Annotated in this window: 2 protein-coding genes; both read right to left on the bottom strand. The window is 67.4% G+C overall.

Annotated elements, in window-relative coordinates; all coding sequences use genetic code 11:
* Positions 1-18 precede the first annotated feature (18 nt).
* Positions 19-11001 carry an amino acid adenylation domain-containing protein gene (locus tag GKC70_RS10840; RefSeq protein WP_342651311.1) on the bottom strand — a complete coding sequence of 3661 codons (10983 nt, stop codon included), beginning with the start codon at positions 10999-11001 and terminating at the stop codon, positions 19-21.
* Entirely contained in the window at positions 10998-14408 is a 3411-nt protein-coding gene (locus GKC70_RS10835; protein WP_342651310.1) for an amino acid adenylation domain-containing protein, read from the bottom strand. Before GKC70_RS10835 ends, GKC70_RS10840 begins: the two co-directional genes overlap by 4 nt.
* Positions 14409-14500: the final 92 nt, after the last annotated feature.

Below are 14500 nucleotides of genomic sequence, written 5' to 3'. Positions count from 1 at the left end.
CACTTTGAAGGTCTCCCGCTAAGCGATCAGATTATCTATTTCCTGTGCTGTAAGACGTTTCAGTGCCTCCAGGGATTTAGTCAGTTCGTCATGGGCGCTGGCACGCTGTCCACGCAGGCTGTCGACCAGTCGAGCGAAGTCGGCCAAGGTGGCCTGTTCGAACAACTGGTTCAGGCTCAGCTCGACACCCAACTGCTCGCGCACCTGGGCGATCACCTGCACGATCAGCAACGAATGGCCGCCCAGCTCGAAGAAGTTGTCCTGCAGCCCTACCTGCTCTACGTGCAGCACCTGCGCCCAGATCGCCGCCAGGGTTCGCTCCAGCTCGCTGACCGGCGCCACGTGGCCAGGCTGCAACGCACGCGGGTCAGGCATGGGCAGGGCCTTGCGGTCGAGCTTGCCGTTGGGCGTCAACGGCATGGCCGGTACGGCCACCCAGTGGCTGGGCACCATGTAGTCCGGCAGGCCCGCCTTGAGGTGACTGCGCAGCGCCGCACGCAGGCTGTCCGCGCTGTCCTCGGTGTGGTGCAGCACCAGGTAGGCGACCAGTTGCTTGCCGGTGGCAGCGTCGATATCGATCACCGACGCCTGGCGCACGGCCGGGTGCGCCAGCAAACGCTCTTCGATTTCGCCCAGTTCGATGCGGAAACCGCGGATCTTCACCTGGTGGTCCAGACGGCCGACGTACTCGATCACGCCACCCTCGCGGTAGCGCACTAGGTCACCGGTGCGGTACAGCCGTGCCCCCGGTTCGCGGGCGTAAGGATCGGGCACGAAGCGCTCGGCGGTGAGGCCGGGGCGCTGGTGGTAACCACGGGCCAGGCCGTCGCCGCCGATCAGCAGCTCGCCACGTGCGCCCTGGGGCAGCACCTGCAACGTGTCACCCAGCACATGCAGGCGGGTGTTGGCCAACGGCCGACCCAACCAGACATCGTCGCTGTCGGTCAGGTAGTGACAGGCCGACCAGATGGTGGTCTCGGTCGGCCCGTAAACATTCCACACATGACCGCTGTGGTCGATAAGCCGCTGGGCCAGTTCGGCGCTAAGCGCTTCGCCGCCGCACAATACGGTCTTGCCGGCGAAGGCTCGGGGCGCGGCAGCATCCAGCAGCATGCGCCAGGTCGACGGCGTGGCCTGGATGACGCTCACGCCCTGCCGCGCGATCACCGCCAGCAGGGCCTGCGGGTCTTTGTTGACCTGCTCGTCCAGCAGCACCACACAGGCGCCGCTCAGCAGTGGCAGGTACAGCTCCAATGCCGCGATGTCGAACGACAGCGAGGTCAGCGCCAGCACCTTGTCATGGGCCGCCAGCCCTGGTTCGCGGCCCATGCTGCAAAGGAAGTTGACCAACGCGTCGTGACGAATGGTCACGCCCTTGGGCTTACCGGTCGAGCCAGAGGTGTAGATGACGTAGGCCAGATTCTGCGCCTGGGTGAGGCACGGTGGATTGTCCTCGCGCAGGCTGCCTGGCAGCGCCTGGTCCAGACACAGGCACTGCACCTGCTGCGGGATCGGCAATTGTTGCAGCAGCGCGCTCTGGGTCAGCAGCAGCTCGACGCCGCTGTCTTCGAGCATGTAGGCCAAGCGGTCGCGAGGGAACTGCGGGTCCAGCGGCACATAGGCACCGCCGGCCTTGAGCACCGCCAGCAGACCGACCAGCAGATCGAAGCTGCGCGGCACCGCGATGCCCACCAGCGCTTCGGGGCCGACACCGCATGAGCGCAGGTGATGAGCCAGCGCGTTGGCCCGTCGATTGAGTGCTTCGTAGCTCAGGGACTGCTCGCCAAGTACCGCAGCCGTGGCCTGCGGCGTGCGAGCCACCTGGGCTTCGAACAACTGCACCACGCTCTGCTCGCGTGGATAGACCGTGGCACTGTCATTGAACTGGTACAGCGTGCGCTCGCGCTCGGCGACCGCGAGCAGCGGCAGTGCCTCGACCGGTTGCGTGGCGTCGTCGCAGATGCCCTGCAGCAGGTTGCGCCAGTGTTCGGCCAATCGGGCGACGCTGACGGCATCGAACAAGCTGGTGGCGTAGGTGAAGGTCGCGCTCAGCCCGCCCTGGTACTCGACAGTGTCCAGGGTCAGGTCGAACGGCGCGCTGTGCTTGTCGGCGGTGATGGCCTGCAGGTGCAATCCGGCGATCTGACGCGCCTCGCCCGAGACCTGGGCCTGATGGTTGAACATCACCTGGAACAGCGGGCTGTGGCTCAGGCTGCGCTCCGGCTGCAAGGCCTCGACCAGTTGCTCGAACGGCAGCTCCTGATGGGCCTGCGCGCCGAGGGCGGTGCGCTTGACCTGCTGCAGCAGCGCGTCGAAGCGCAGTGGCGAGCTGAAATGGGCATCGAGCACCTGAGTGTTGACGAAGAATCCGATCAAGCCCTCGGTCTCGGCACGGGTGCGGTTGGCCACCGGCACGCCGACACGAATGGTCGCCTGCCCGGAGTGACGGTGCAGCAGGGTCTGGAACGAGGCCAGCAGCAGCATGAACAAGGTGACGTCCTGACGTGCCGCCAGTTGCCGCAGTTGCGCCACCAGCGCCGGTGGCAAGTCGATCGGCAAGCGTGCGCCGTCGTACTGCTGCACGGCCGGGCGCGGTCGGTCGGTGGGCAGTTCCAGCACCGGCTGCTCGCCGCCCAGTTGCTGCTGCCAGTAGTCCAACTGACGCTGCTGCTCGCCGGCGTCCATCCACTGGCGTTGCCAGGCCGCGTAGTCGGCGTACTGGAAGGCCAGGGCCGGGCGCACGGGTTCACGGCCTTGAAGGTGGCTCTGGTAACCGTCGACCAACTCCTCGATGAGGATCGGCATCGACCAGCCATCGGCGACGATATGGTGCAGCACCAGTACCAGCACATGTTCGTCGGCAGCCAGGCGCAGCAGGCGTGCGCGCAGCAGCGGGCCTTGCTCCAGGTCGAACGGTTGGCGCACCTGCTGCTCGATCCAGTGCGGCAGATCGGCGCTGACCGCAGAGGCCTCGACGATGTCCAGCGCGACCGGCAGCGCTGCATGGACGATCTGTTCGGCGCTGACGCCCTGCTGGCGGAAGGTGGTGCGCAAGGTTTCGTGACGGGCCATCAGCGAGGCGAAGCTGTAGCGCAAGGCCTCCACGTCCAGCTCGCCGGTCAAGCGCAGGGCCGAGGGAATGTTGTAGGCCGCGCTGTCGGGCTCCAGTTGCCAGAGGAACCACTGGCGTTGCTGCGCGTAGGACAGCGTCAGGGGCTGACTGCGGTCGGCGTGGGTGAATGCGGGTGCCTGACTGGCGCAGCCCTCGGCGGCGGCCTGGGCGAAGGTCGCCAAATCCGCAGATTCGAACAAGGCGCGCAGCGGTACTTCCAGGTTCAGGCGCTGGCGGATGCGTGAGGTCACTTGCGTGGCCAACAGCGAATGACCGCCCAGCTCGAAGAAGTTGTCGTGCAGACCCACCTGCTCGACGTTGAGCACTTCGCTCCAGATCGCGGCCAGTTGCTGTTCCAGTGCCGTACGCGGGGCGGCATAGCCCTTTTGCAATTGGCTGGCATCTGGTTTGGGCAGGGCCTTGCGGTCCAGTTTGCCGTTGGCGGTGAGCGGCCAGGCGTTCAGCACCAGGAAATGGGTCGGCACCATGTAATCCGGCAGTTGAGCTTTCAGGTGCTGCTTGAGCACTTCGCGCAATTCGCTGTGATTGACTTGCGCATCCTGCGCGATCAGATAAGCCGCAAGCTGCTTGCCCCCGGCCCCGTCGATGTCCAGCACCAGCACTTCGCGTACGGCCTCGTGAGCGTGCAGACGGGCTTCGATTTCACCCAGCTCGATGCGGAAACCGCGAATCTTCACCTGGTGGTCGATGCGGCCGACGTATTCGATCACTGCCTGGCTGCGATAGCGGGCCAGATCGCCGGTGCGGTACAGACGACCGCCCTCGCTAGAGAATGGATCGGGTACAAAGCGCTCGGCAGTAAGCGAAGGCCGGTTGTGGTAACCGCGTGCCAAGCCCGCGTGGCCGACGTGCAGTTCGCCGCTGCAACCTGGGGCCACTGGGTTGAAATCGGCGTCCAGTACGTACATCGACAGATCAGGAATCGCAGCGCCGATGGGGCTGCTGATGTTTTGCGTATCTTCGAAACGAATCGGGCGGTAAGTCACGTGCACCGTGGTTTCGGTGATGCCGTACATGTTGACCAGGTTGTCGCAGTCTTCGCCGAAACGCTCGAACCAAGGCTGCAAGGCAGGCACGTCCAAAGCTTCGCCGCCGAAGATGACGGAGCGCAGGGCCAGGTCGGAAGCACTTTCACACGCGACGCGCATCAACGGTTTGAACGCCGAAGGCGTCTGGTTCAGCACCGTGACGCCCTGCTCGACCAGCAACTGATGGAAGTCCTCTGGAGAGCGCGTCACTTCACGCGGCACGATCACCAGGCGCCCGCCGTGCAGCAGCGCACCGAAGATTTCCCAGACCGAGAAGTCGAAGGCGTACGAGTGGAACAGGGTCCAGACATCATCAGCACCGAAACCGAACCACTCAGCCGTCGCCTTGAACAAGCGCAACACGTTGTGATGCGGGAGCAAAGTACCCTTTGGCTTCCCGGTCGAACCGGAGGTATAGATCACATACGCCAGGTTATCCGGCTGAGTCAGGTGCTCAGGATTTTCATCGCTGTAGCCTTCGAGACCGGCTTCGAGCACAAGACTGCGCACCGAAGCCGGCACCGGCAGATCGGCCAGCAGGCGCTGTTGAGTCACCAGCAGCGCAATACCGCTGTCTTCGATCATGTAGCTCAGACGGTCCTGCGGGTATTCCGGGTCCAACGGCACATACGCCCCGCCCGCCTTGAGGATCGCCAGCAACCCGACGATCATCTCGATCCCGCGCTCCACCGCCAGGCCCACCAGCACATCCGGTCCAACACCCTGCGCGCGCAGCTTGTGCGCCAAGCGGTTCGCACGGCGGTTCAAGCCGTCGTAGCTCAGCGACTGCCCGGCAAAGGTCAGGGCAATGGCCTCGGGCACGCGCGCCGCCTGGGCTTCGATCAACGCGTGAATCGACTCCGTACTCGGATAGTCAGCAATGGCCTGCAACGGCAACGGCGGCAATGCCACCTCACCCAACGGACGCTGGGCGTCATCGGGCAACTGCAGCAGCAGGTGCTGGAAGTGCTCGGCCACCTGGGCAATGGCCGATGAATCGAAGCAGGCAAGATCGAAGCCCAGGCTCGCCTGCAAGCGCTCGCCCACCTGCACCACCACGGTCAGTGGGTAGTTGGTGCGCTCTTGCGTGCGCACCTCGCCAAAGCGCAGTCCAGCCGGTGCAGCCTGCTGAAGGGCTTCGGCTACCGGGTAGTTCTCGAACACCAGAATGTTGTCGAACAGCGCCTCGCCGCCGCGACCGGCCCAGCGCTGGATGTCGTACAGCGGCGTGTACTCGTGCTCGCGCAAGGCCAGGTTCAACGCCTGCACCTGCTGCACCCAGTCCGCCACGCTCAGCTCAGGACGTGGACGGGCGACCACAGGCAAGGTGTTGATGAACAGCCCGAGCTGTTCTTCGATACCTGGGAGGTCCGCCGGGCGCCCCGCGACCGTGGCCCCAAAGGCCACGCTCGACTGCCCGGTGTAGCGCTGCAACAGCATCAGCCACGCCGCCTGCACCAGGGTATTGACGGTCACCCGCTGCTCGCGGGCAAACTCGGCCAAGCGCTGGGTCTGCGCCACGTCGAGTTCCAGCGCGTGGAGGCCCTGCCCTTCGCCCGACGCCCCGCCTTTGAGCGCCTGCGCCAGGCGAGTCGGCTCGTCCAGCGCCGCCAGGCGCTCGTGCCAGAAGCCTTCGCTGACCTGCATATCCTGGACCTGCAACCACTGGATGTAGTCACGGTAGCGGCCCTCGCCCAGCGCCGGTGTGACACCGGCATAGCGCTGCAGCACCTCGCCGAGCAGGCGCGAACTGCTCCAGCCGTCCATGAGGATATGGTGGCTGGTGTAGATCAGGTGATGGCAGCCATCGCCCGTGCGCACCAGGCTCAGGCGCAGCAGCGGACTTGTCGCCAGGTCGAAGCCTGCCTGGCGCTCGGCCAGGGCCAGCGCGTCGAGGTCCTCGACCAGGGTCGCCGACGCGCTGCGGTCATGCTCGCTGAACGGCACGCACACGTGGCGGCGCACCACTTGCAGCGCCACCGGCAGGTCCTGCGGGAAGCTGCTGCGCAGCACCGCGTGGGCGTTCACCGCATCCTGCCAAGCCTGGCGGAAGCGGGCCACGTCCAACCCCTGCACATCGACCCGCAACTGGTTGATGTAGTTGCCGGACGCCTGGGCATAGAGGCTGTGGAATAGCATGCCCTGCTGCATGGGCGACAGCGGGTAGAGGTCTTCGATGTCGCTGGCGGGCAGCGCCAGGCTGTCGAGCTGGGCCTGGGTCACGCTCGCCAGGGGGAAGTCCGAGGGGGTCACGCCCTGGTGCGGTGCCCGAGCGCAGTGCTCGACCAGTTCGCCCAGCACCTGCTCGTAACGCCGGGCCAGGGCCTGGACGGTCGCCGGACGCAGTACCGCCTGACTGAAACTCCAGTCCAGTTCCAACTCGCCCTGGTAGACCTGACCGTTGATGCTCAGCCAGTTCCCCAGGGGGCTGTCCTCGGCCTGTGTGGCGCCGCTCGACTCCCGGGCAGGCCTGAACAGCGCGCCCTCGGCCTCGGCGAAGCTGCCGTCGAACTGGCCCAGGTAGTTGAAGGTGACCTGGGGCTGTGGCGCCGCTTGCAGACGTGCGCGCAGTGCTGGCTCACCCAGGTAGCGCAGGATGCCGTAGCCGATGCCCTTGTTCGGCACGCCACGCAATTGCTCCTTGATGGCGCACAGGCCGGCGCCGAGCGCGCCGCTGCCGGGCGTCAGGCGCACCGGGAACAGGCTGCTGAACCAGCCAACGGTTCGGCTCAGGTCGAGTTCGTCGAACAGGTCTTCGCGACCATGCCCTTCGAGCTGGATCAGCACCGATGGGCTGTCGGTCCACTCGCACAGTACCTGCGCCAGGGCGGTCAGCAGCAGGTCGTTGACCTGGGTGTGGTAGGCCGCCGGCGCCACTTGCAGCAAGGCGCGGGTCTGCTGGGCGTCCAGGCGTGATGTGGCGTGGGCCACCTCGCGCTGGGTGCGAGCAGCGTTGGCATCGTCCAGCGGCAAGGAGCTGACAGGCGCTTCCAGGCAGGCCAGCCAGTACTTGGCCTCGGCCTGCAGCGCCGGAGACTGGGCATACAGGCCCAGGCGCTCGGCCCAGGCCTTGAGCGAACTGGTCTTGGCCGGCAGGCTCACGGCCTGCCCGCTGGCGACGGCGCGGTAGGCCTGCTGCAAATCTTCGAGCAGCACCCGCCAGGACACGCCGTCGACCACCAGGTGGTGAATCACCAGCAACACGCGCTGGGTAGCGTCGGACAACGTCACCAGCACGGCGCGCAGCAGCGGCCCGTGGCTCAGGTCGAGACTGCGCTGGGCGCTGTCGGCCAGCGCGGTCAAGGTGTCAGGGTCGTCCAGTTGGCGGGTCCACAGCAGGTCGGCGTCCACGGCACTGTGGAATTCGGCCTGCCAGGCCTCGCCCTGGACAAAGCGCAGACGCAAAGCGTCATGCTGCATGACCAGCGCATGCAAGGCCGTGCGCAGCCACTCGGCGCGCAGCGGCTGCACGGGTTGGAGCATCAACGCCTGGTTCCAGTGCCCACGCTGGACGATGTCGGTGTCGAAGAAGCGCGCCTGGATCGGCAACAACGGCAGGTGGCCAGTGACCTGCTCCACGACCGGCTGCGCGGTCTTTCTATCGATGATCTTGGCCACCGCCGCCAACTGGCCGATGGTCTGCTTCTCGAACAGTTGCTTGGGGCTGAGCTTGAGGCCCTGGCGTTTGGCGCGGGCGATGATCTGCAGGCTGAGGATCGAGTCGCCGCCCAGCTCGAAGAAGTTGTCGGTGCTGCCCACTTGCTCCAGCTTGAGCACCTCGCACCAGATCGCAGCCAGGGTCTGCTCGACGATGCCCTGCGGCGCCACGAACTGCTGCCGTGGCGCACCGGGGGCTGGCAGCGCGCGCTTGTCGAGCTTGCCGTTGGCGGTCAGGGGCAGGCGTTCGAGCAGCACGAGCTGAGTCGGCACCATATAGTCGGGCAACAGCGCCTGCAGTTGCTGACGCAGCACCTCGGCCTCTAGCGCATGACCGGCACGTGGTACGCACCAGGCCACTAGATGCAGGCGCTCGGCATCGCCGTCCATCGGCACGGCCAGCACCACCGCCTCGCCGACCCCCTCCAAGCCCAGCAGCACCCGGCTGACTTCGGCCGGCTCGATGCGGTAGCCGCGCACCTTGACCTGGTCGTCGGCGCGGCCGATGAATTCGAATTGGCCCAGGCGATTGCGCCGCAGGCGATCGCCACTGCGGTACAACCTCGCCCCCGGCTGCGCCGGGTCTGGCACGAAGCGCTCGGCGGTCAGTCCCGGTTGGCCCAGATAACCCTGGGCGACGCTGGCGCCGCCGATGTACAGCTCGCCGGCGACCTGATCGGCCACCGGATTGAGCACGTCGTCGAACAGCAGCACATGGGCAGCGGGCAAGGCCTGGCCGACCGGCACGCTGCGCGCATCGGCGGCCAGCTCGGCGATCTCGTGGGTGAGCACGCCGACCGTGGTTTCGCTCGGGCCGTAGTGGTTGATCAGCCGGCAACCCGGCTTGAGCCGACGCACCTGCTCCAGCAACGCCGGCGGGCAGGCTTCGCCGCCGAGGATCAAGGCATGCTCGGGCAGCGCAGCGGCTGGCTCACCCGCCTGCAGCAGGGCCGCCAAGTGGCCGGGCACGATCTTCAACACCCCCACGCGCTGCTCGGCCATGTAGCGGGCGAAGGCGTCGGGGTCGAAGCCCAGCGCCTCGGGCAGCACGTGCAGCGTGCGGCCCGAGCACAACGCGCCGAACAGCACGGTATGACCCAGGTCGGCAGCGATGGTCGAGACCAGCGCCATGCTCGCCTGCGGCGCCAGCGCCAAGCGCTCGAGCAGGCCGGCGACGTAGCTGGCCAGGGCGCCATGGCTGACCAGCACGCCCTTGGGCTGCCCGGTGGAACCGGAGGTATGGATGATGTAGGCCGGAGATTCCGCCCACAGGCTCAGGGTCGGCGCGCAGTCGGGCTGCGCCTGCCATTGCCCGGGCGAGAACACCAGGCCCTGGCAACCGGCCACCTCAAGGCGCTGCACGCGCGGGTCATCGGCGGCGACCAGCAGCGCCTTGGCCTGGGCGGCCGCGAGCATCTGTTGCAGGCGCGCATCCGGCGCCTTGGTGTCGAGCGGCATGTACACCGCCCCGGCCTTGAGGATGCCCAGCAAGGCGGTCAGCCAGTCCAGCGACCGCTCTATCAGCACCGCCACCGGCTGGCCTGGAGCAATGCCCTGGGCGCGCAGGTGGTGAGCCAGGCGATTGGCCGCCTGGTCGAGGGCGGCGAAGCTCAGCCGCTGTTCGGGGCTGCGCGTCGCGAGGGCGTCAGGCTGCGCCTGCACCTGCCGTTGCCACTGCTCCAGCACCAAGGGCACCGCGGCGAACGCAGCGACCGGCGCGACGCTCGGTGCCAGGCGGTGCAGCGGCAGGTGCGGCGCGTCGAGCAGTTGCCCGAGCAAGTGCAGGAAAGCCGGAATGAACGCCTGTACCGTGTCATCGCGGTACAGGTCGCTGGCGTAGGTGATCTGGCCATGGATCAGTTGCCCGTCGTCGGTGATGTCCAGCGCCAGGTCGAAGTGGGTACCAGCTTTGTCCAGCGGGTACTCGGCCACGCTCAGCCCCGGCAGCGCCAAGGTGCGCTGGCGCTGCATGCCGACGTTCTGGTTGAACTTGACCTGGAACAGCGGGTTGTGGCCCAGGTTGCGCTCAGGCACCAGGGCATCCACCAGTTGCTCGAACGGCAGCTCCTGATGCGCCTGGGCGCCGAGCACCGCCTCACGCACCTGGCCCAGCAGGGCATCGAAGCTCAGGCGTTCGTCCACCTGGCAACGCAACACCTGGGTGTTGACGAAGAAGCCGATCAGGCCTTCGACCTCGGCGCGTCCGCGGTTGGCGTTGGGGACACCGATGCGGATATCGCGCTGGCCCGACAGGCGCGAGACGAACAGCGAAAAGCCGCTGAGCACCAGCATGAACAACGTCATGCCCTGGGCCCGAGCGCTGGCACTCAGGCGCCGCGACAGCTCGGCGCCGAAATCGAAGCTCAAGGTCTGGCCTTCGAAGCTCTGGGTCAGCGGACGCGCAAAGTCGCTGGCCACGTCCAGCAAGGGCTGCTCTTCGCCCAGTTGTCCACGCCAGTAGTCGAGCTGACGCTCGCCCTCCCCGGCTTCCAGCCAGCGCCGCTGCCAGATCGCGTAGTCGGCGTACTGCACCGGCAAGTCCGGCAATTGCGGCATCTGGCCCTGGCTGAAGGCCTGGTAGCCGTGCACGAACTCACGGACCATCACGTCCATTGACCAGCCGTCGGAAACGATGTGGTGCATGCTCACCAACAGCACCTGTTCCTCGTCCGCCAGCCGGTACAGGCTGGCGCGCAGCAGCGGCCCGCTGAGCAGGTCGAAAGGCTGCTCGCTGTCCTGCTCGACCTGCGCCGCCAAGGCGGCTTCGCGCTGCTCGCCGGGTACGGTGCTCAGGTCGATGCGTTGCAGCGGCAGTGACGATGGCGGCAGGACCACTTGACGCGGTTGCTCGCCCTCGGTGACGAATACGGTGCGCAGCACTTCGTGACGCGCCAGCAGGTGGTCGAAGGCGCGTTGCAGCGCCTGTTCGTCGAGTCGCCCGCGCAGGCGCAGGGCGGCCGCCATGTTGTACGCCGCGCTGTGCGGCTCCAACTGCCAGAGGAACAGCAGGCGCTGCTGGGCGAACGACAGCGGCAGGCTGTCGACGCCATGGCGCGACTCCACCACCGGCAACAGGCTGAAGTCCTTGCCCTGCTCGCGCAGCTTGGCCAGGAATTGCCGGCGTTGCTCCAGGGGCAAGCCGACGAACCGTTGTGCAATACGTACCGCCGTGCTGCCACTCATGCTTCAACCCCTTCCAAGGAACCCAGAAACGCGTCCATTTCCGACCAATCGTCGGCGTTGGCGCCGCCTGCCGCCTGTTGCGTCAGCTCAGCAGCCAGCTCGCCCAGCGTCGGCCGTTCGAACAGGCTGCGCAGCGCCACCACCTGGCCCAGGCGGTCCTTGATCCGGGCCAATACCTGGGCGGCCAGCAACGAGTGCCCGCCCAACTCGAAGAAGTGATCGTCCAGCCCGACCCGCTCGACCTGCAGCACCTCGCACCAGATCTGCGCCAATTGCTGCTCCAGGTCGCTCTGCGGCGCCCGGTACTGGGCCTGCAACTGACCAGGGTCCGGGATCGGCAGTGCCTTGCGGTCGAGCTTGCCGCTGGCGGTCAGCGGAAGGCGCGGCAGCAGCAGCAGATAGCCCGGCACCATGTACTCGGGCAACTGCGCCTTCAGCAGACTGCGCACCTGCTGGCGCACGCGTGTCTGCTCGGCCGCCTCCTCCAGCACCGCGCCCTCCGGCACCACGTAGGCCACCAGTTGCAGGCCACCGTGCAATGGCAACGCCAGCACCACGGCCTCGCGCACGCCCGGGCATTGCTGCAGGCGCGCCTCGATCTCGCCCAACTCGATGCGGAAACCGCGCACCTTGACCTGGTGATCGACCCGGCCGACGTACTCGATCGCGCCCTCGGCATTCAGCCGGGCGCGGTCGCCCGTGCGGTATAGCCGCTCGCCACTGGCGAACGGATCGGCGACGAAGCGCTGCGCGGTCAGTGCGCTCTGGCGGTGGTAGCCGCGCGCCAGGCCCGGACCGCCGATGTACAGCTCGCCCACCGCGCCCGGCGGCAGCAGGTTGAGATCGTCGTCCAGGAGGTACAGGCGACGGGCCGCCAAGCCACGGCCGATGGGGATGCCACGCCAGGACACCGCGTCGTGGCGCAGCTCGCTGCAGTCGTGCACGGTGCTGACCACCGTGGCTTCGGTGGGGCCGTAGGTGTTGAGCAGGCGCACGTGACCCAGCCCGGCCAGGTGCCACAGGCGCAGACCGTCCACCGCCATGGCCTCGCCGCCGACGTGGACCTGGCGCAGCGCGCCGTAGCTGGCCGGCGGCTGCGCGGCGAAGTCCTGCACCAGCCAGTGCCAATAGGCCGCAGGCAGGTCGGCGAGGGTCACGCCGTGTTCGATCAGCACCTGGTGCAGCGCCGCACTGTCCCACAGCCGGCCATCGCGCATGACCACGCAGGCGCCGTGACACAGCGGTGGGAAGAACTGCTCGATGAAGCCGTCGAAGCTGCTGGTGGCGAATTGCAATACGCGGTCGCCTTCACGCAGGTCGCTGTAGTCGATGGCGCGGGCGATGAATTCGCTCAGGGCGCCATGGCTCACCGCCACGCCCTTGGGGCGTCCGGTGGAGCCGGAGGTGTAGATGACGTAGGCCAGGTGCTGTGGCTCGACGCTGCACGGCAGTGGCTCGGCGGGCAGCGCGTCCAGGGCCAGGCGATCCAGGCACAGGCAGGTCAGGCCCGCCTGGGTCGGCAGCGCAGGCAGCACGGCGCTGTCGCTGAGCAGCCACTGCAAGCCGCTGTCCTCGCAGACCTGGGCCAGGCGCTCGGCCGGGGCTTGCACGTCCAGCGGCACGTAGGCGCCCCCGGCCTTGAGCACGGCCAGCAAGGCCACGGCCAGTTCCAGCGAGCGCTCCAGCGCGACCCCGACCAGTCGGTCAGGACCGACACCGCACTGACGCAGGTGATGGGCCAGGCGGTTGCTGCGGGCGTCGAGCTCGGCGTAGCTCATCGACGGCGCCTGGTCGACGCCGGCCAGCACCAGCGCCTGAGCCTGGGGCGTGCGCGCGGTCTGGGCCTGGAACAAGCGGTGGGCCGGCAGCAGTGCCTCGCTCGGCGCGACCGGGTACAGCAGCGCACGGCGCTGGGCGTCGCTCATCAGCGCCAGTTCGCCCAGGCGCTGGCCGGCATCGCGGCACACCGCCCGGAGCACCTGCTGCCAGTGATCAGCCAGCGCCGCGATGGTGGCGTGGTCGAAAATGTCGGTGGCGTAGGTGAAGGCGGCGAACACCTGCTCGCCTTCCTCGCGGGTATCGAGCATCAGGTCGCTGGTGGCGGCATGACGACGACCGCTGCCGGCCAGTTGCTGCTCGCTCAGGTAACCGACCCGCAAACCTGACTGCAACTGCACGCTGTGCAGGTCGGTGACCAGCGGCTGATGGTTGAACATCACCTGGAACAGCGGTGTGTGGCTCTGGCTGCGGTTGGGTTGCAGGGCTTCGATCAGCGCATCGAACGGCAGGTCCTGATGGGCCTGAGCACCGACCACGGCCTGATGCAGCCGCGCCAGCAGCGCGTCGAACGGCAGTTGCGCGTCGAGCTGGCTGCGCAGCACCTGGGTGTTGACGAAGAAGCCGACCAGGCCCTCGGTTTCGCTGCGGGTGCGGTTGGCGATCAGGCCGCCGACGCGAATGTCGGTCTGGCCGCTGTAGCGCAAAAGCAGGGTCTTGAAGGCCGCCAGCAGGACCGTGGACAGGGTCACGCCGTGGGCCTGCGCCAGTTGCCTGAGCTGTTGGCGCAGCGCGCTGTCGAGCACGCGCTCAAGGCGCTCGCCCTGATGACTGGGTTGCGCCGGGTACGGGCGGTCGGTGGGCAGTTCCAGCAGCGGGTGCTCATCGCCCAATTGCTCGCGCCAGTAGTCAAGCTGGCGCTCGCGCTCGCCGGCCTGCAGCCAACTGCGCTGCCACAGGGCGTAGTCGCGGTAGTGCACCTTGAGCGCCGGCAACGACGGCGACTGGCCGGCCACCAGGGCGTCGTAGCTGCGCATGAATTCATCGATCAGGATATTCATCGACCAGCCGTCGGCGATGATGTGATGCAGGGTCAGCAGCAGCACGTGCTCCTGCGCGCCCAGGCGCAGCAGCACGATGCTCAGCAGCGGCCCGCGCTCCAGGTCGAAGGCCTGGTTGGCCTGGGCCGCCATCTGCTGCTGCGCCTGCGCCCAGCGCGAGGCTTCGGGCCAGTCGCTGAGGTCGATCAGTTGCAGACGCAGCGGCGCGGCAGGCGCCACCCGCTGCACCGCGCGCTCGCCGTCCTGGGCGAAGGTGGTACGCAGACACTCGTGACGCTCGACCAGCAGGTTGAAAGCCTGCTCCAGCGCCGCCACCTGCAGCTCGCCGTCCAGGCGCACCGCCATCGGCAGGTTGTAGGCGGCACTGTGCGGTTCCAGTTGCCAGAGGAACCACATGCGCTGCTGGGCATAGGACAGGCCATCGCGCTCGGCCAGCCCCTCGCAGGACGGCATGGGCAGTTGCGCGAAGTCGATGCCCTCGCGGCGCATCCCGTCGAGAAACAGGCGGCGCTTGTCCTCGGGCAGCTCGATGAAACGACGGGAGAGGGTCTGGGCGTCTGCGGCATTCATGTCTTCGGTCCTTGCTGGTCGGCGGCGCGAGCGGAAGGTCCGCTCGCATCAACAAGAACGAATGGCCCTGGGCCTGATTTAGCGAGCAATGA

This window comes from Pseudomonas sp. REB1044 (assembly GCF_038813925.1).
GTDB classification, from domain to species: Bacteria; Pseudomonadota; Gammaproteobacteria; order Pseudomonadales; family Pseudomonadaceae; genus Aquipseudomonas; species Aquipseudomonas boreofloridensis.
This window is presented reverse-complemented; position numbering and strand designations above follow the sequence as displayed.